Annotated in this window: 20 protein-coding genes and 1 pseudogene; 11 read left to right on the top strand and 10 right to left on the bottom strand. The window is 42.1% G+C overall.

Going from position 1 to position 18,745, the window contains the following annotated elements:
• Nucleotides 1–21: 21 nt before the first annotated feature.
• The 3 genes from sbcD to KFQ09_RS04365 are packed head-to-tail and all read left to right on the top strand — an operon-like array spanning nt 22 to nt 4,906.
• Entirely contained in the window at nt 22–1,197 is a 1,176-nt protein-coding gene (gene sbcD / locus KFQ09_RS04375) for an exonuclease subunit SbcD (RefSeq protein ID WP_007499123.1), read from the top strand.
• Entirely contained in the window at nt 1,194–4,589 is a 3,396-nt protein-coding gene (sbcC, locus tag KFQ09_RS04370; RefSeq protein ID WP_255836051.1) for an exonuclease subunit SbcC, read from the top strand. Before sbcD ends, sbcC begins: the two co-directional genes overlap by 4 nt.
• 17 nt (nt 4,590–4,606) lie before the next feature.
• Nucleotides 4,607–4,906, top strand: coding sequence for a hypothetical protein (locus KFQ09_RS04365; protein ID WP_017360217.1), 300 nt, complete (start codon nt 4,607–4,609; stop codon nt 4,904–4,906).
• Nucleotides 4,907–4,953: 47 nt separating this feature from the next.
• Here the strand turns inward: KFQ09_RS04365 and KFQ09_RS04360 are convergent, their stop codons facing one another.
• The 8 genes from KFQ09_RS04360 to KFQ09_RS04325 all read right to left on the bottom strand — a co-directional run bounded on the left by KFQ09_RS04360 (nt 4,954) and on the right by KFQ09_RS04325 (nt 8,423).
• Nucleotides 4,954–5,172, bottom strand: coding sequence for a spore germination protein (locus KFQ09_RS04360; protein WP_003211468.1), 219 nt, complete (start codon nt 5,170–5,172; stop codon nt 4,954–4,956).
• Nucleotides 5,173–5,194: 22 nt separating this feature from the next.
• Nucleotides 5,195–5,629 carry a spore germination protein GerPE gene (locus KFQ09_RS04355; RefSeq protein ID WP_025207112.1) on the bottom strand — a complete coding sequence of 145 codons (435 nt, stop codon included), beginning with the start codon at nt 5,627–5,629 and terminating at the stop codon, nt 5,195–5,197.
• Complete coding sequence (locus tag KFQ09_RS04350) at nt 5,629–5,805, bottom strand: germination protein GerPD (RefSeq protein ID WP_003210893.1); 177 nt, start codon at nt 5,803–5,805, stop codon at nt 5,629–5,631. The genes KFQ09_RS04355 and KFQ09_RS04350 overlap by 1 nt, the downstream gene beginning before the upstream one ends.
• Nucleotides 5,802–6,416, bottom strand: coding sequence for a spore germination protein GerPC (locus KFQ09_RS04345; RefSeq protein WP_255836050.1), 615 nt, complete (start codon nt 6,414–6,416; stop codon nt 5,802–5,804). Before KFQ09_RS04345 ends, KFQ09_RS04350 begins: the two co-directional genes overlap by 4 nt.
• Nucleotides 6,417–6,447: 31 nt before the next feature.
• Nucleotides 6,448–6,681, bottom strand: coding sequence for a spore germination protein GerPB (locus KFQ09_RS04340; protein WP_017366980.1), 234 nt, complete (start codon nt 6,679–6,681; stop codon nt 6,448–6,450).
• A 14-nt stretch (nt 6,682–6,695) separates the two neighbouring features.
• Nucleotides 6,696–6,917, bottom strand: coding sequence for a spore germination protein (locus tag KFQ09_RS04335; protein ID WP_003211745.1), 222 nt, complete (start codon nt 6,915–6,917; stop codon nt 6,696–6,698).
• A gap of 127 nt (nt 6,918–7,044) precedes the next feature.
• A complete protein-coding gene (locus KFQ09_RS04330) occupies nt 7,045–7,206 on the bottom strand; it encodes an aspartyl-phosphate phosphatase Spo0E family protein (protein ID WP_008348605.1) in 162 nt (53 codons plus the stop codon).
• 122 nt (nt 7,207–7,328) lie between these two features.
• The gene (locus KFQ09_RS04325; protein ID WP_098680887.1) at nt 7,329–8,423 is read right to left on the bottom strand and encodes a CotH kinase family protein; all 1,095 of its coding nucleotides are present in this window, start codon (nt 8,421–8,423) and stop codon (nt 7,329–7,331) included.
• 201 nt (nt 8,424–8,624) lie between these two features.
• Between KFQ09_RS04325 and KFQ09_RS19520 the strand changes: the two are divergent.
• The 4 genes and pseudogenes from KFQ09_RS19520 to KFQ09_RS04310 form a co-directional block, all read left to right on the top strand.
• Nucleotides 8,625–9,104: pseudogene (locus KFQ09_RS19520) on the top strand (CotG/ExsB N-terminal domain-containing protein); the annotation flags it as partial.
• Nucleotides 8,989–9,276, top strand: a complete 288-nt coding sequence (locus KFQ09_RS04320; RefSeq protein ID WP_370648321.1) for a hypothetical protein — start codon at nt 8,989–8,991, stop codon at nt 9,274–9,276. The pseudogene KFQ09_RS19520 and the gene KFQ09_RS04320, both read left to right, overlap by 116 nt.
• An 18-nt stretch (nt 9,277–9,294) precedes the next feature.
• Nucleotides 9,295–10,200: a fumarylacetoacetate hydrolase family protein gene (locus KFQ09_RS04315; RefSeq protein WP_035700212.1), complete on the top strand. Its 906-nt coding sequence runs from the start codon at nt 9,295–9,297 to the stop codon at nt 10,198–10,200.
• 91 nt (nt 10,201–10,291) lie between these two features.
• Nucleotides 10,292–10,660, top strand: a complete 369-nt coding sequence (locus tag KFQ09_RS04310; protein WP_007499115.1) for a YisL family protein — start codon at nt 10,292–10,294, stop codon at nt 10,658–10,660.
• Between the two features lie 38 nt (nt 10,661–10,698).
• Here the strand turns inward: KFQ09_RS04310 and KFQ09_RS04305 are convergent, their stop codons facing one another.
• Nucleotides 10,699–11,226: a DUF2777 family protein gene (locus KFQ09_RS04305; RefSeq protein ID WP_046526631.1), complete on the bottom strand. Its 528-nt coding sequence runs from the start codon at nt 11,224–11,226 to the stop codon at nt 10,699–10,701.
• 156 nt (nt 11,227–11,382) lie between these two features.
• On the opposite strand from KFQ09_RS04305, the gene asnB reads away from it, so the two are divergent.
• The 4 genes from asnB to KFQ09_RS04285 all read left to right on the top strand — a co-directional run bounded on the left by asnB (nt 11,383) and on the right by KFQ09_RS04285 (nt 17,193).
• The gene (asnB, locus tag KFQ09_RS04300) at nt 11,383–13,224 is read left to right on the top strand and encodes an asparagine synthase (glutamine-hydrolyzing) (RefSeq protein WP_255836236.1); all 1,842 of its coding nucleotides are present in this window, start codon (nt 11,383–11,385) and stop codon (nt 13,222–13,224) included.
• A gap of 147 nt (nt 13,225–13,371) precedes the next feature.
• Entirely contained in the window at nt 13,372–14,889 is a 1,518-nt protein-coding gene (locus tag KFQ09_RS04295) for a phytoene desaturase family protein (RefSeq protein ID WP_255836049.1), read from the top strand.
• Nucleotides 14,886–16,361 carry a phytoene desaturase family protein gene (locus tag KFQ09_RS04290; protein WP_046526629.1) on the top strand — a complete coding sequence of 492 codons (1,476 nt, stop codon included), beginning with the start codon at nt 14,886–14,888 and terminating at the stop codon, nt 16,359–16,361. The genes KFQ09_RS04295 and KFQ09_RS04290 overlap by 4 nt, the downstream gene beginning before the upstream one ends.
• On the top strand, nt 16,354–17,193 hold the full coding sequence (locus KFQ09_RS04285) for a phytoene/squalene synthase family protein (RefSeq protein ID WP_017360206.1): 840 nt from the start codon (nt 16,354–16,356) through the stop codon (nt 17,191–17,193). Before KFQ09_RS04290 ends, KFQ09_RS04285 begins: the two co-directional genes overlap by 8 nt.
• Before the next feature lie 81 nt (nt 17,194–17,274).
• On the opposite strand, the gene KFQ09_RS04280 is transcribed toward KFQ09_RS04285, so the two are convergent.
• Complete coding sequence (locus KFQ09_RS04280) at nt 17,275–18,651, bottom strand: MATE family efflux transporter (RefSeq protein ID WP_242731856.1); 1,377 nt, start codon at nt 18,649–18,651, stop codon at nt 17,275–17,277.
• Nucleotides 18,652–18,745: the final 94 nt, after the last annotated feature.

The following is an 18,745-nucleotide window of genomic DNA, read 5'->3' as shown; positions in this document are numbered from 1 at the left end:
AATGAATGAGAGGTGAATCACATGAGGATTCTGCATACAGCGGATTGGCATCTAGGGAAAACCCTTGAAGGCCGAAGCAGGCTTGAGGAGCAAGCGGAGTTTTTAGATGAATTAAATCAAATCGTCAAGGATGAACACATTGATGTCATTGTGATGGCAGGCGATGCCTTTGATACAGTGAACCCTCCTGCTCGCGCAGAACAGCTTTTTTATGAAAGTCTGTCTGCATTATCTGATAAAGGAAAGCGTCAGGTGGTTGTGATCTCTGGCAACCATGATAACCCAGACCGTTTATCAGCCGCATCTCCTTTAACGAATGAGCAGGGGATTCATTTAATTGGATATCCGACAAATGATTTAATTCATGTCGATGTTCCTTCTGCAAGTGAACGTCTATCTATTGCCGCACTCGCTTACCCATCCGAAGCAAGGCTAAACGAGGTGCTGGCTGAAACATTTGAAGAGAAACTGCTCCGTGATCAGTACAATTTAAAAATACAACAAATGTTTCAACATTTAAGCAACCAATTTCAGGCGGATACGGTTAATATCGCAACAAGTCATATTTATGTGGCAGGTGGCAGTCAAACGGATTCGGAAAGGCCGATTGAAGTGGGAGGCGCATATACCGTTGCGGCCGAAAGTCTGCCTGAGGCGGCTTGTTATGTCGCACTGGGGCATTTGCATCGCCCCCAAACCATTAAACGTGCCAAAACGATTGCCCGCTATTCTGGCTCTCCACTTGCATACAGCTTTTCTGAAGCAGGCTACGCCAAATCAGTCACCATTGTGGATGCAAAACCGAATGAAACAGCAAGCTGGAAAGAAGTGTTTTTATCAAGCGGTAAACCACTTATGAAGTGGAAGGCGACTGAAGGGCTGAGCCAAGTACACAGTTGGCTGGATGAAAAGCGGGATCTTCAAGCCTGGATTGATTTAGAGATTCACTTAACAGATCAGCTGTCGATCGAACAAATTCATCAGCTTAGAAAACAGCATAGTGGATTTGTCCATATTAGACCAAAGTTTAAAGAGTTACAGCAAAAAGAAGAACAAAAACAAGTGGAAAAGCTCTCGATTGAAGAGCGGTTCGTGAAATTTTATGAGCGTCAGACAGGTGGAGGTCTACCTGATGAAAAAACCGTCAAGCTATTTTTAGAGCTTGCCAATGACATGCAAGAGGAGGAAGCGAATTGAAGCCGATCACGCTAACCATTAAAGGACTTCATAGCTTCAGAGAAGAGCAAACCATTGACTTTAGCTCCTTATGTGATGCAGGTGTGTTTGGTATTTTTGGACCGACTGGAAGCGGAAAATCGTCCATATTAGATGCCATGACACTAGCACTCTATGGCAAGGTCGAACGTGCACTCAATAATACGCATGGTATTTTGAACCAAGCTGAAGAAAAGCTGTCTGTCTCCTTTACGTTCGCTTTGCAAAGGGAACACCATATTTCTTATAAAGTGGAACGTGCCTTTAAAAGGGCAGATGAAATGAAGGTTAGAACGACGTTATGCCGATTGATTGAAATTGGTGATACGCAGACAGTTCTTGCAGATAAAGCAAGTGAGGTCAATCGTAAAATAGAAGAATTACTTGGTTTAACCATTGACGATTTTACGAGAGCGGTTGTTTTACCCCAAGGAAAGTTTGCGGAATTCCTTTCATTGAAAGGAGCCGACAGACGCCAAATGCTGCAGCGTTTGTTTAATTTGGAGAAATATGGTGATCAGCTCGTCAAACGTTTACGCGCAAAGGCTCAAAAACACTATGGTCAGAAAAACGAACTGCTGGCTGAACTGACTGGATTAGGAGAAGCTGGTCCAGAGGCATTAGCGAAAGCTAAAGAAGCAGCTGCGCAGGCGCAAGCTATTTTTCATGAGAAAAAACAAACGCGGGACGAAGCGTTCACTGCTTTTACAAAAGCGCAAGCCATCTGGCAGTATCAAAAGGAACAAGAAGCGTACGAGAAGGAACAACACAACCTCAATCTGCTGGCATCCACGATGGAAGAGAAAAAGAATCAACTTCACATTGCAGAGCAGGCAGAGACATTAAAGCCTTATGCGGATGCATTAACAAAGGCTGAAAAGCAGCTCTCTCAAGCATCAAAAGAGAAGCAGGAAGCAGAAAAACATTTACTTCATCAACGAACGATCTATGATCAAATGACGCAGGAGTATGAGCAAACGCGGCAAAAGAAAATGGAAAATGAGCCAGAGCTTCTTCAAAAGAAAGAGCAGCTGATTCAATTAAAAGAAATTGAACGAAAAAAAGAAACAGCTCTTCAGGAAAAGACCGTACTAGAGCAGCAAAACCATGAAAAAGCGCAGCAATTGACTCAAAAAAAAGCGGAAGCCGAAAACCTGCAATCTTTATTAGAGCGTGCGCTTGCGAAACAAACACAGTTGAAGCATGAGCTGGAACAATTACAAGTCTCTGTCAAAGAGCGGAAACTTGTACAAGACGCACTTCGTTTCAGTGAAAATGTTCAAAGAATGAATGTGAGCATTCAAAAGGAAGAACAAAAGATTGAGGAGCTAAGACAGCGTTCAGCACAGGCGACACAATCATATGAAAAGCTTCAAAAACAGCAAAAAGATCATCATGAAAAAATAAATCAATCGTTTCAAGCGATAGAGCAATTGTATTTTTATGTATGTGAATTTGAACGAGGTCTTACAGAATGGAGTCATAAAGAGCAGGACAAAAAACAAGAAAAATTAAAACAGCGTGATGTTGTCAGATCGGCAGAATTAAGAAAAGAATTAGCGGCAGAGCTAGTAGACGGTGAACCATGTCCTGTTTGTGGATCGATTCATCATGATCCAAAGGCTGTGATAGACAATGACCATGAAGAAACGGTTGCCCAAATTGATGAATGGATTGTAAAAATGGATAAAGAGCTCAAGCTGGCAGAGGAATATGCTAGAGACATGTTTGCTGCAAAGCAGCTGCTTGAAACGCATGCCAATCAATTAGTTAAACAGTTCTCCTTTTTATCGCAAAAAGCCCCCGATTCGGAAGTAGCTGCAGCAGTAGAAGCAGTACAGAATCCGCAGTCTTTGTACCAGCTGATTCAAGAATGGAAAGGTGTAAAACAAGATATTCAAGCAATCGAAAGCAAACGAGCTCGTTTAATGGACGTCACTTATGATCAAGCGGCAGAAATGAGCAAAGTCAAAGATCAACTGACATTTGAGCAGCAGCGCATACAAGAACTAGACATGCTGATCAAGGAGCTTCGATCTGAGCTTTCCGAACAACTGACGCAATTTGAACAGACCTTTCCTCACCTGACAATCAACCAAGTGCAGGAGATGCAGCAACAAATTGATGAAAAGGATCAACAAGCGGATGGTTATCAAGAGCGTATTGAGAAGAGTATTTCTTTTCTAGAGGAAAAACAGCAGGCAAAAGAGCATCTGCAAACAGCCATATACGATCTAGAGAAGGAACTCGATAAGTTGGCGCATCAGCTGGGAAGCCAGCAGCACCTGATCGATCAATATGAAACAGATTTACAGCGATATCCTTTAAAAGCCGCTTCTCTTTCTGATGAACTGGACGAAGTTCAACAATCTCTTGCTCATCTAAATGAAAAAGAACAGCATTCGTACGAGCAATTAAAGCATGCACAGCAATTATTTAGTGAGGCGCAAAGCCATTTCTCAAGCAGTGAACGTCAGCTCCAAGAGGCTAAGCGGCGAAAACAAGAAGCTGAGGAAGCATGGCAAAAAGAAACAGGACCTACTCCTTTTGATCAGCCGCAGGAGATTCAACCTGCTTTAATGGATCGATCTGTACGTCTTACAGTCAAACAGGAAATTGATGAATTTGAGGATAAAAGAAAGCAATGTGCAGCAAACTTAAAGCGAATTTCTGAACTGTTAAAAGGTGAGTCGCTGGATGAAGACGAGTGGACAGACATTCAACTAAAAAAAGAAGCGGCGGAAAAAGCGCTTGAAGAAGCGACAGCGCTGAGTGGATCTGCACAAGAGCATCTGCGAGTGATTGAAGCAAACCATCAGCGCTTTGCAAGCATTCATGAACGCCTTGAAGAACTGCAGCAAGAAATTGACCGGCTGGATAAGCTTCAAACTGTGTTTAAAGGGAATACATTTGTTGAGTTCCTAGCAGAAGAACAGCTAGAAAGTGTCAGCCGTGATGCTTCTCATCGTCTTGGGATTTTGACAAGACAAAGGTATGCCATTGAAGTCGATTCAGAGGGCGGTTTTGTGATGCGGGATGATGCCAATGGAGGTGTCAGACGTCCGGTATCCAGCTTGTCTGGGGGAGAAACTTTCCTGACGTCTTTAGCACTTGCCCTTGCTCTGTCTGCACAAATTCAGCTGAGAGGTGAGTTCCCGCTGCAATTCTTCTTCTTAGATGAAGGATTTGGTACGCTCGATCAAGACTTGTTAGATACGGTGATTACAGCATTAGAGAAGCTACAGTCTCAAAATTTGGCCGTTGGTGTGATTAGCCATGTGGAAGAATTAAAGATGAGACTGCCAAAGAAACTGATTGTCCACCCAGCAGATCCAAGCGGGAAAGGAACAACAGTCTCGATGGAATTAATGTAAAGTGAGGTGATCTCAGGATGGCAAAGCAAACGATTGGATTATGTGAGCTGTGCGGAAGACAAGAGGTCGTCCTTACGGAACATCACTTGACGCCAAGAGAAGAGGGAGGGGCCTTTCTACCGACTGCCTTCCTGTGTATCCCTTGCCATAAACAAGTACATGCTCTTTATACAAACCAGGAGCTTGCCGCACGTTTGAATACGCTGGATGCACTAAGACAAGATGAAAAGCTTGTTCCGTACATCAAATGGATTCGAAAGCAGCCGGCAAGCAAGCTGGTCAAAACAAAGAAATCAAGACAACGCAGAAAGAAATAAACATAAAAAAGCGCTCCTCTAAATGAAATGAGTGAAGAGGAGCCGCTTTATGCATTGCCTACCATATTCTGATCATTTAAGTCAGGATCCACATAGTTGGTGGCGCTAATGCCATTATTTAAAATCAAGAAATCTCCGGTATTCCCCGCTCCAGAGCCTAAAGCAGATTTTGAAGAACTTTTAGGCGAAAGATAAAATGAGTCACCGACGTTTACGACGCCCCCAGAAATCGAGTTAATGTAAATGGGTCCGACAATTGCTGGCATAATCGACATCCTTTATTCGAAGTCATATCACCATCATATGCGCAGGTAGGTCCAATTGTGAGTTTGGCGGCTGTTCGTCATTGTTGCTAAATAACTCTCGAATATGCTTCACTCGCGCAACGGCATTTATTCCGCACGTAGAGCCAATTTGATAGATAGAGGAGGAAGAGACCCCTTCTACATGAATGGACGACACTTTAATGAGAGGCTTTTCATGATAAAAGGCCGTTCTAACCGCTCGTTCTGGCAGCATCAATGGGATCGGCTCATAATACACTTCAAATTCTTTTGCATCTAGGTTTTCAGCTTCATTTCCATAAAACAAACTAATGGTTCGCTGAACAGCTAACACCTTCACGTTCGGACATAGCTCTTGTGTATCACCAATTTGAACAACACTTGAAATCCCGACAGAATTCACCTTCGAGAACTTCACTTGAGATGTGCGCTTGATCATTATCGAGGGGCTAGAGGAACAAACGGTCCAATAATTAATGATTCTGGCGGTGTATCGAAAATCGATGACAGTTGTACGTGATCCGTGTCCCCGATAATAAATAGGGAAGAGGACGATACCCCAACTACTTTAATGCTTCCGGTTTCGATGTTGCGGTTGACGACTGTGAAATTCATCCGTTTTCCTCTCCTTTCGTTTCATTTGGAATATGGGCTAAAAAGTGCTCGATTGCCCGTTTGACATCATGTTTCACATATTCAGCAATTTGCTCGGAACGTTGAAGCGGGGTCATATCTTCCCTTTGTGGTAGCTGCCCCGCATAATATTTGATTCTGCTGTCTATTTGTTTTCGAATGTCCTCAATGATATGGTGTTTGTTGCTTTCATCAAGCGAGCCTTCGTATCGCTGCTCTAGTTCTTCAAGAAGCTGTGGAGCTTCTTCATTTAAGAATGCATCGACAAGCTGGCGTGTTTGATTGAAAGATTGATCAGCCATTTCTTGCTGCATCATTCCAATTCCCGGGGTTGTTGTTTGGTCCACTTCAAAATTTTGAACACTATTTGGATCAGATGGATTGAGGCCGATATTTAATGTGCCTTCCAGCCGCTCGATTTTCAGTTGATCAAATTGATAATCAATCCGTTCAATCGTTGTTGTCGGTTTATCTTTGATCATTTGCATTTCCTGCTGAAGCTCGTTAAGCCTTTTTTCAAGCATCATGATTTGCTGTGTTTGCTTTTGAATGATGCCATACATTTGTGAAGCGTTGTTTTGATAGTCATACATATGCATACACCTCCGGGGATTGCAGATGAACTTATGTTGTTGGTGACTGAAGCGGTACAAAAGGTGCTGTGCTTGCGCCTTGAGATTCTTGAATTCCTTGTGTGCCTGCTGCGGCAGGTGCTGACTCTACGTAGCTTCCAGTGTTATACAGATTGGAGAGTGCCTTGATTGATCCAGCACTTCCGATTTGCAGAACGGATGAGTTACTCACAGACTCCACACGTAAGTAATTAATTTGTATCGCTTGATTAATATAGAAGTTCAACGGATTCTCACTCCTTACAAGTTACCAACAAGCGGTTGATCAATGACATCACTATCATACGTATTTGTCACACTTTTATAGTTGCTAATGCGTAATTGATCACCAGTGTTAAAACTGCCTGCGCCGGCAAACGTTTTAACCTGACTATTTGGAGAAATGGTGATGCAGTCTCCAACATGAACGACTCCGCTCGTTCCGACGGCATTTACTTTAAAGGCTCCAACAATAGCCGGCATAGCGGTGCACATCCTTTAGAAAAATAGGGCACTTCGTTTTTGGGCGTTTCACCATAGCTTATGATGGGTCTTTTAATATGTGATTGTCTTTTTGAAGAACTTTGATGAGAGGAATGAAGTGTATGGTTTACCCTTTATTCGAGCATTCTTTAGAGGTGGTTTTGATGCCTTTATTTAAGAGTGTGTCAAGCTCTTGACTGCACCTGATGGTTTCTTCGGCATTCATTCCGAATTTTTTTGCGGTCTCAATTAAATGTAATCTTTTTTGTTCAATTTCATAATTGATCATAACGGACGCCAACTCTCACATTTTTTATCAAATAGAAGGATATGGTTAGTATACCCTATTTTTCTATAAAAAAAGCTCTTTCGTCAATATGAGAACTAAAGTGACAAAATTCGAAAGTGTCTTTACAGGCGCGATGTCTCTTTTTTAATCTCAGTTTGTAAATAACGTCGTCTTTTGTTGATATACTGTCGGATTAATTCTCGCTCTGAACGCAGCATGTCTTGTCGGTTTTTCGTATATGGATCATCTCCAATTCGCTGATCAATCGAAGCATGCCATGTCTCAATGATGGGGAGAAGCCGGTTTTCTAAAAAATGTGTATCTAGTACGTGCTGGAAAAGGGCATAATAGTCTCTTTTAAATGCAGGGATGTCTAGTAATCTAGCGGTTAATGTATTGAAACCGCTGACTGGAATATAATCAAACGCCATTTCTTCTCCGTGAATATCACGACCCCAAGTCGCATCATAATCCCAAGGCATTACTTGAAACCTTCCTTGATCATTCACATAAAGCGCATAGTTATGAACAAAGCCATCAAAATTTTGGGTACACACGACACCAATGAGCCAGCGAAAATATTGTGTCACATCAAGGTACTGCTCAATCTTATTTGCAAACGTGTCGTCCCTTGCGGTGTTCAAAAAGTAAATAAATTCACTCAGCTGCTTGTCGTGTTCAGGAGTTCCCGTTTTTTTCTCATAACCGAGAAGAAGATGTTTTTTTGGCTTTTTATCAAATGAACTTAAAAGAGAGAAGTTGGCGTCATCATCTACAGCATAATAAATGCCGCCTCCATGCAGCTGTCGTTTTTGGAGGAACAGCTCATCTACAGATTCTATTTTTAAATAAATGCCTTCTTTTCTTCCATTAATGGTCAGAAACACATGAGAAGCGGACGGGCTGAAGACACCCATTTGTTCAAAGAAATAAAAAGACAGCCTGTTGCGAATGAAAGAAGGATCATTGTACTCTGCATTTAAGTGAAAAAGGGATTCGCCCTGTCTTTGCTTTGGTTTTCGATATTCAATTTGATAGGATTTTTTCTTGAGCTTTCGAATGTGTGATCCTCGGTATGAGGCATAAATATGTGACTTGGTTTGGCCGGTTTTCAGAATGGCCTCAACGGGTTCATCGTTCCATACGTCCTTTTTTAATTCCATGAGATCTTTTGGATGAATCCAGATATCCAGTTGTTTTAAAGGTTCTGTGTCCATGCGTTCATCACCCTCCTATATCTCCTCCACTATATGAAAATGAAGGAATGTCCTGTACCTGCTGATAGGTATTCATGGAGTTTTATAAGAAAGAGGCATTCGCCAAGAACACTTGTCTATCGAGTCTCGTAACATAAAGCAGAGAAGATAAACAGCTTTGTCTGTTTGTTTTGTCAGCACAGATTGGGAGGGGAATTGTTCGTGAGCACATTTGATCATTCTCATATTGAGCATGCAGTTGATTCACTTCGAAGTGAGGGGCGTGATCATCACTTAGATCGTGAACCTGAATCGGGACATTCACACAAATCATCTCGTTCTCGTCATTCAAATCGCCGTCACTGGTTCTTTGGTGGGGGAGGATGCCGTAAGTCACATCGCAGCAAAAAAAGCCATAAAAGCTATCGTTCTAAGAAAAGCTATCGCTCTAAAAAAAGTCGCTGCTCAAAGAAAAGTGTAAAGAGCGAGAAACCATGCAAAAGTAAAAAGTCGTATAAAAGCAAAAAGTCTTGCCGCAGCAAAAAGAGTGAACCAAAAAAATCATGCCGCAGCAAACACAGATCACATCATAAGAAAAGCTGCCGCAAATCACACCGCAGCCATCGATCTAAACGTTCTCATCACCATAAACGGAGTCACTCTTGCCGAAGATGCGGGAAGAAAAAACATCATTCCCGCCATCAAGGAAATGTTGATCGTAAATGGGATCAAGGGAATATGTGGGAGTATCGACGCTACCGCTAAATGTCAGGTCTTCATTTTTGAAACCCTTTTTAAAAGAGAGTATGATAAAAAAGGGTTTTTTTTATTTCGTAGAGAAATAAAAATGAGACATCATAATGTATTGAAATGAAGATTGTGAGGGGAAGACATGAAGTTTTTTACAGGTGAGATACATAACAGATTGTTTATCGGGGTCGTCATTGATGATGAATGGGTGATGGACGTCAAAAAGGCAGAAGCAAAACTATTTGAGCTAGAAACATTGCCAAACTCTTTATCTGAATGCATCAACATGGGGGACAAGTTTGTCGAACACGTCAAACAGCTTCTTGATTGGGCGGAGAAAAAAGAAGAAGACCGCGGCTCTTATGTCTATCCGCTTTCGGACGTGACACTCCATGCACCGATTCCAAAACCAACGAAAAACATCATGTGTGTTGGGAAAAACTATCAAGATCACGTCATGGAAATGGGAAGTGCGGCAGATATTCCTAAAGACGTGATGATCTTTACAAAGGCGCCTACCTCTGTTGTAGGGCATGAAGCGGACATTCTTCTCCATGAAGATGTGACAAGTGAATTGGATTACGAAGGGGAGCTTGCCATTGTCATTGGCAAAACAGGAAAGAATATTGCTCCTGAAGAGGTCCAAGATTACATTTTCGGTTACACCATTTTAAATGATATAACCGCAAGAGATTTGCAGAAAAAACACAAACAATTTTTCATCGGAAAAAGCTTAGATACAACTTGTCCAATGGGACCTTATATCGTTCACAAGTCAGTGATCGAGGATCATGGAGCACTCCATGTGGAAACAAAGGTAAACGGAGAGGTTCGTCAGTCTGCCAGTACGGAATTAATGATCTTCCCAATTGAAGACATTGTGTCAACTCTTTCAAAAGGGATGACGCTGGAAGCGGGAGACATCATTGCAACAGGTACACCTTCTGGAGTCGGCAAAGGTTTTGAACCGCCAAAATTTTTAGCCTCAGGCGATCAGGTTGAAGTAACAATTGAACCAATTGGGACGTTATCAAATCGCGTCAAATAAAGGCGTGTTGACACAGGATTGTCGCTTTGTGTTCGACTTATTTCGTGGTACGATGAGAAGGTAATTGTTCTGATAAAGGGGGAAATCACAAATGGGAACACATTTACATATTACAGCGTGGGTGCTAGGTATTATTCTATTTTTCGTTGCCTTTGCATTAGCAGGTAAAAACGATAAAGGCGCTAAAATTGTGCATATGATCGTACGCCTATTTTACTTGATTATTATTGCAACGGGTGTAGAGCTGTATGTTCGCACAGGAATGAAAATCCCGGGTTACGGGGGCGAGTATGTTGGAAAAATGATACTTGGTATTCTTGTGATTGGTTTCATGGAAATGGTCCTGGTACGCAAGAAAAAAGGAAAATCGGTGACGGGTGTATTCATTGGTTTTATCGTGGTTGCTATTGTGACCATTCTTCTCGGCTTACGTCTGCCGATCGGTTTCCATATCTTTTAAGATAAAAAGGGCATTGCTTATCAAAAGCAGTGCCCTTTTTATGTGAGATCAAACTGAGACATCAGCCGGTGACCGTCAGACGTCGTCCATTCCAATTGAACTTGATTTGCGTCCGAATGATGGTGGCATTGAAGGGCAAGTGATTGCATGTCTCCTGAAAACTGAAAAAAAGACACGCGATGAGAAGGATGGAAGGAAGAGAAGACACAATCATAGACGGAAAAGCCAAGCTGTTCTACATAGTCAATGATCTGATAAAAGACGCTTTCCGGTACGAACATAAGCAAATCAAGCCACCCTTTAGAAAGAGACGCTGTATATTGAATGCGTTCACCGCCTTTTACCTCCATCAACTTCCCATTATCACAAAGAACGACAGACCCGAGCAATTCTCCTTTTGTCCATCGATCCTTTTCTTTCAAACAGATCATAGAACTTTGAAGGCTTTCAGGCATCATGATGTCTCCTTCTTCGTCTTCAATCAGACAATGACCGTTTTCCATCAGTAAGTACCCGTTACACCATTTTGGGTGGTTTTGCTGAAGATAGGTCATGCGGTTCTCCATTCGCAAAACCTCCTTTCCTCTTTCTTTTCTTACCAAATGAAGCTTGTCCTATACACAGGAGGAAAAAAGGACAAATCAACTATCAAGGAGACGATGCATAAACTAAGAAAGGCTAAATGAGAACACTTGATGAAAAACGGATGGGAGCTGATGATGATGTGTGGAATAACAGGCTGGGCAGACTTTAAAAAGCAGCTCATCCAACAGGATCATGTAATCAATCAAATGACAGATACATTATCTAAACGAGGGCCGGATGATACAAATACGTGGAAAAGTGAGCACGTTCTTTTCGGCCATAAACGGTTAGCCGTTGTCGATGTTGAAGGCGGAAAGCAGCCGATGACATATACCCATCAACACCATGATTATACGGTGGTATACAATGGAGAACTCTATAACACAGAGGATATACGAAAAGAATTATTCAAAAGGGGGCACCGCTTTCTTGGGCATTCTGATACAGAGGTTCTTCTTCACGCCTATACAGAATGGAAGGAAGAGTGTGTGACCCATTTTAATGGAATTTTTGCATTTGTCATTTGGGATAGTGAACGTGAATTATTATTTGCAGCGAGAGACCGGCTCGGTGTTAAGCCATTTTTCTATACAGAACGTCATCATTCCTTTTTGTTTGGCTCAGAAATCAAAGCACTTCTGGCTCATCCTGAAATGAAAGCCAAAGTGGATCATGAAGGGTTATCAGAAATCTTTGGTTTAGGGCCGTCTAGAACACCAGGGCAAGGCGTATTTAAAGGGGTGAAAGAGCTGAGACCTGCTCATGCTTTAACCTTCTCAAAAGATGGTTTGCGTGTGTGGAGGTACTGGAATGTCAAAAGCAAGCAGCATACAGATTCGCTTGATGACACCGCTCAGCACGTGAAGGAACTCTTTACGGATGCTGTTACAAGACAGCTCGTCTCTGATGTGCCTGTATGTACGTTTTTATCGGGCGGTGTGGATTCTAGTGCCATTACGGCCATTGCCGCCAAGCACTTTGAGAAAATAGGGAAAGCCCCGCTGCATACGTATTCTGTTGATTACGACGGAAATGATCAATTCTTTGAAGCAAGTCAATTTCAGCCCAATGCTGACGGGCCGTGGATTGATCGAATGACCAAAGCGTTTCAAACGAATCATCACAGCTGTATCATCGGGCAAAAAGAGCTGGCTTCTTATTTAAAAGAAGCGGTTGAAGTGCGAGATTTGCCGGGGATGGCAGATATTGATTCTTCCTTACTATGGTTCTGCCGAGAAATTAAAAAGGATTTTGTTGTCGGTTTATCAGGTGAATGTGCAGATGAAATTTTTGGAGGTTACCCATGGTTTCACATGGCAAGCGAAACCAATGGATTTCCGTGGATGAGATCAACGGAAGCACGCATTCAGCTTCTTCAAGACTCATGGCAAAAGAAATTATCACTGAAGGAATATGCGCAAAGCAAATATGAAGAAACCGTGGCAGAAACCCCTCTTTTAGATGGGGAAACTGGAGTAGATAAAGCCCGAAGAGAACTTTTTTACTTAAATATGATTTGGTTTATGACAACACTGCTGGATCGAAAAGATCGTATGAGCATGGGTGCGAGCCTTGAGGTACGTGTACCATTCGCAGATCATCGTCTTGTTGAGTATGTATGGAATATTCCTTGGGAAATGAAAATGTATGGAAGTCGGGAAAAAGGGGTTTTGAGAAAAGCATTAGAGGGAATTTTACCGAATGAAGTGCTTTATCGCAAGAAGAGCCCTTATCCGAAAACACATCATCCTGCTTATACTCAGGCGGTAAAAGAGATGTTAACAGATTGTCTCGCGCAAAAGGATTCTGTGCTTCATGAATTTTTAGATCCACATCAATTAAAACAGCTGATTGAAACAGAAGGGGCTTCTTTCCAGGTTCCTTGGTATGGTCAGTTAATGAAAGGCCCACAGCTCATTGCCCATTTGGCACAGATTCATCATTGGTTTGAAACATATCGAATTGATATAGAAGCATAACAAAGGGTCGGCTTTCTTGCACTTGTTGAAAGGAAGTCGGCTTTTTTGCTACATAACATGAGACTTTTAGAGCACATCAAAAGTTGATCTAACCGCTTCAATTTGTATAATTAACTTAAAGTGAATTAATTTGGAGGAAAAAGGATAATGAAAATCATTGTGATCGGAGCAGGACCAGGAGGACTTGCAGCAGCTATGATGTTGAAAAGCAAAGGACATGATGTTCATATATATGAAAAACAGTCCTTTGTTGGCGGACGTAACTCTAAGTTTCAACTTGGTGATTTCACGTTTGATACAGGTCCTACTTTTCTCAGTATGATTCATATTGCAGAGGAACTGTTCACCTTTGCCGGTAAAAATCTCTATGATTATATAGATGTGATTGAATTAAAAGAAATGTATAGATTAATCTTTCAAGATGAGAAGCTTGATATGGTTCGAGATCGAGACGAAATGTACAAACGGCTAGAAGCCTTTGCACCTGGTGAGGGCGAGGGGTATGTACGTTTTATGAATGATACAAAACGAAAAATGGACCGCCTAACGCCGATTCTACAAAGTAAAATGGATCGTTTCCATCATTATTTGCGTCCAAAAGTCATCAAAGCACTTCCTCAGCTCTCATTAAATAAAAGCTTATATGATGTGCTGTCGGATTATTTCTCAAATGAATCAGTGAAATATGCCTTTACATTCCAATCAAAATATTTAGGGATGTCACCTTGGGAATGCCCAGGAGCGTTCTCAATTCTTTCCTTTATGGAGCATGACACAGGCGTTTATCATCCAAAAGGCGGAGTGAATCAGCTGTCAGAAGCGATGGCAAAGGCAGCTGTTGAATCTGGGGCTACCCTTCATCTATCAACTGGAGTTGACAAGTTGCTGACGGAAGGCAGGAAAGTGAAGGGCATTCGCTTAGAAACTGGTGAAGAAATACAGGCAGATGAGGTCGTCGTAAATGGTGATTTTGCACACGTGATGACAAAGCTTGTAGAGCCGGGTCTTTTAAAGAAATATAGCGAGAAGAAACTGAAAAAGAAAAAATTCTCATGCTCCACCTTTATGCTGTACCTAGGTTTAGATACGATATATGATGAGCCGCATCATACCATCGTTTTTTCCGATGACTATGCGAAGTTCGTCAAAGAGATTACGAAAACCTTTGAGCTGCCGGATGATCCGTCCATTTATATTCAAAATGCAAGTGTGACAGATGATTCGCTTGCGCCAAAAGGCAAGTCCGCTCTTTATGTGTTAGCACCCGTTGCCAATAATCAAAGCGGTATTGACTGGGAAGCGCATCAAGAAGAATTTAGAGAGCTTGTGCTGGATACACTGGAGCGGAAAACGGGCTTTAAGAATATCAGGCAGCATATTGAAGTCGAGCGGATGATCACGCCGAAGCATTGGGAAGAAGAGCTGTACGTGTATGAAGGAGCTACATTTAATCTTGGTCACCAGTTGACGCAGATGATGGTACTCAGGCCGCATAATGAATTTGATGAGTTGAAACACTGCTGGCTCGTTGGTGGAGGAACCCACCCAGGCAGTGGATTGCCAACCATTTTAGAATCAGCGCGTATTACGACAAATGCGATTCTGGCAAAAGAGAAACATACGCACAAAAGAGTGCCACATCAAGAAAAGGGGAGCGCCTCATGAAAAAACATATATTGATTGCTGGCGGCGGTATTGGCGGAATGATCTCAGCCCTCTATTTAAAAAAAGCTGGACATGATGTCACCCTTGTTGAAAAAAATGAACGGCTCGGCGGGAGACTTGCTTTTGTACGTGAGAAAGGATATAAAGTAGATGAAGGTCCGACCATTGTCCTACTTCCTGATATGTTAAGAGGCATTTTACATGACGTAGGCATTGATGAAACATCTCTTGATCTCTTGCAGCTCGATCCGCTGTATACGATCCACTATCAAGATGGAACTTCCTACACGAAATACTCTGATACACGGCGACAACTAGAAGAAATCAAACGTGTATTTCCAAAGGAAGAACAGGGATATTTAACATTTATGCAAGAAATGACGGATCGGTTTCAAGAAGGGCAGGAAGCTTTTCTAGAAAAATCATTTCATGAAAAACGAACCTTTTTTACAAAAGCGAACATGAAGATTTTAATGAAATTAAAAGCATATCGAACCGTTCAAAGTTCTCTCAAAAAATATTTTTCAGATGAGCGCCTCCGAGATGCATATGCACTTCAAACCCTCTATGTCGGAGGAAATCCGTATGAAGCATCCGCCATTTATTCGCTTGTTTCATATAGTGAGCACGCACACGGAATTTACTATTTAAAAGGCGGATATGCGAGTTTAGTAGATATATTGGAGAGACAGCTCTTAAAGACGGGTGTACACATAAGAAAAAGTGAAGAAGTCGCACAATTTGAGTTTGAGGGGAAACGTGTGGTCAAGGCAAAAATAAATGATGAGCACATAGCAGCTGATGCATTTGTGATGAACGGAGATTATCCAGCGGCGTTAAAACAGCTTGGTTTAGGTGAACAAGACCGGCGTAAATACGTTCCATCCTCCGGCTGCGTGATGGTGTATCTAGGGTTAAACAAAGTATACGATGAAGCACCTGTTCATCAATTTTTCATGGGAGAACACTTTGATCAGCATATGAGAGAGGTGTTCCAAACGAAAACGATACCTCAAGATCCATCATTTTATACGTTTAATCCATCGACGATCGATCCATCCCTTGCCCCAGAAGGCAGCAGTGTCCTATATATGCTCATTCCTGTTCCATCAGGAGATCACATCAACTGGGAACAAGAGACAGACTTTGTGGATAAAATGGTGGAGCGTCTTGAAAAAAGAGGCTTTCCACAGCTGCGAGAGGCGGTTGTCTGGCATAAGGTGAGAACACCGAATGATTCAATGCGAGAAGGATTGTTTGAAGGCGGCAGCTTTGGACTCGCTCCTAATTTGTTTCAATCAGGTGTGTTTCGCCCGCAAGTAAAGGTTGCAGATGTAGACAATCTATATGCGGTAGGTGCTTCCATCCATCCCGGCGGCGGGGTACCGATCGTGATGCAAAGTGCAAAGCTCATGGCTTCTGTACTGCTTAAAGATCTGAACAACAGAAAGGAAGTGAAGCTAAGTGGTTGATGTGCAAACAGCATTGAAAATATGTGAAGAGACCATTCAAACCCATTCAAAAACGTTTTATCGTGCCTTTTCCATGCTGCCTAAAAAGAAAAGACAGGCTGTTTGGGCTGTTTATTCCTTTTGTAGGAGAGCGGATGACATTGTAGATGAGTCTCCTTCACCAAAGGAAGAACTGGCGTCTTTTCAGGAGGCATTTGATCGTTTCTTGCAAGGAGAAGTAGATCGTGATGATCCAATGTGGGTGGCGCTGGAGTATACATTTCAACAGTTTCGTATGGATGAATCCCCATTCCGTGACCTGCTGCGTGGACAGGAGATGGATTTAGAGCAGCACCGGTATGAAACGTTAGATGAACTGCTCATTTATTCCTATCATGTCGCAAGTACAGTTGGATTAATGCTGCTTCCGATCATTGCACCGCGTAAAAAAGAACAGCTAAAAGAAGCCGCGATTTCCCTTGGGATTGGCATGCAGTTGACCAATATTCTTCGAGACATTGGTGAGGATAAGGCGGAAAGGAACCGCATTTATTTGCCAAAACAAGTCATGGATCAATTTGGGTATACAGAGCAAGAATTACAAGAAGGGATCGTCAATCAAGCCTTCCAGCATGTATGGGAATATATTGCGTTTGAGGCAGAGGCGTACTATGAGGAATTTTTTGACCATCTCCATGAATTCCCACTTTATTCAAGGATACCAGTGAAAGCAGCTGCTCACTTTTATAAGGCTATTCTAGATAAAACTAGAGAAAACGAATACCGCGTCTTTACGAAGCGGTCATATATTTCAACACAAGAAAAAGCACTTATTTTAGAAGATATTACGTAATGAAAAGAAGACAAAGGGGTAAAATAAAGTTCGTTTTAGCCCTTTGTCAACAATCTGAAAGGACTGCACCCGCAGTCCTTTTTATGTGGAAGTAAACCGGTACTCCGTCCACACTCTTGAACGCCACCGCCTATACATGAAGATACCTCTTATCCATTCATCTACGATAAAAGAAATCCAAACCCCGATCAGGCCCATTTCAAGTTGAATGCCTAATAAATAAGCGATCGGAAGGCCGATGCCCCACATTGAAATCATCGCCATATAGACTGGAAACTTCGCGTCACCAGCTGCCCGCAAGGAGTTGATGATGACCATATTAAAAGAACGTCCAGGCTCTAAAATAATCGTCAATATGAGGAGGACGCTCGCGATTTGAATGATCTCACTGTTGCTAGTGAAAAAAGTAAGTAAATGCGTCGATGATAAAGATAAAGCAGTCGAAGAAAGAAGCGAGATGGCAATGGCCCAGTATAAGCTTTTCATGCATCTTCGATAGGCCGCATCAAATTCTTTCGCCCCGATCAGGCGCCCAATTAAGATTTGCGTTCCTTGGCTAATGGCGGCACCAAATAACATAATGAACATCATCAAATTCTGGGTATAGACTTTTGCTGCCAGTGCTTGCGTGCCCATAAATGTGATAAACAGCGTAATAATCATTTGAGAGCCATTATAAGAAAGCTGTTCTCCAGCAGAAGGAATGCCGATTTTTAGCAGTTTTTTTAAATGCGTTCGCTGGATGTAAAACATTCGCTTGAATGAAAACCGCAATCCAATGCGGTGTCGAACAATGAGGATCATGGCTGTTAGACCGATCAACCGTGCAAATGATGTGGAAAGAGCAACACCCATGACACCTAATACAGGGAAGCCAAATGGTCCAAAGATGACCAAATAATTACCAGCAACGTTTAACAGATTCATACCGATGGTGACATACATCGTATCTCTCGTGAATCCATAGCTTTTTAAAATAGCACTATAGGTCATAATGAGCGCCTGTATAAAAGACAGCAGGCCGACAATCTGTAAAAAGACGGTTGCATCTGGCATGAGCTCGCTTGATAATCCCATGATATGCAGGATGGGCACAGCTAACACAAACATAAGAAGACTGATCACAAAGCTAATGAGGAAGTTGGTGCCTAGTGATACATAGGCAACTAGGGTCGCTTCCTGATTGCGGCCCGCTCCTAAAAGTTGCGCAATGACAATCGTCGTCCCAGTCGTAATGAAGCTGAACATCACAATCAATAGATTTAGTAGCTGATTGCTTACCCCTACTGCGGCAACACTATTGTCAGAATACTGGCTGAGCATCAGTGTATCTGCGCTCCCCATCAGCATATATAAAGAGATTTCGATAAAAATAGGCCAAGTTAATGCAAATAATGAAGGGTGGGATTTTTCACTTTTGGCTTGAACCTTTTGTATTGTCAGTGCTTGTGGTTTCATCACATCACCTTCTTTCGTATAAATCCGATTTATAGTGTACCTTGCATCGACTATAATAAGAAGAGATGAAACCGAAACTTATTGGAGAAATCCG

The organism is Bacillus sp. FS02 (genome assembly GCF_024398395.1).
Lineage (GTDB): Bacteria > Bacillota > Bacilli > Bacillales > Bacillaceae > Bacillus > Bacillus altitudinis.
Note: the sequence above shows the minus strand (reverse complement) of the source record. Positions and strands in the feature narration are given on the sequence as shown.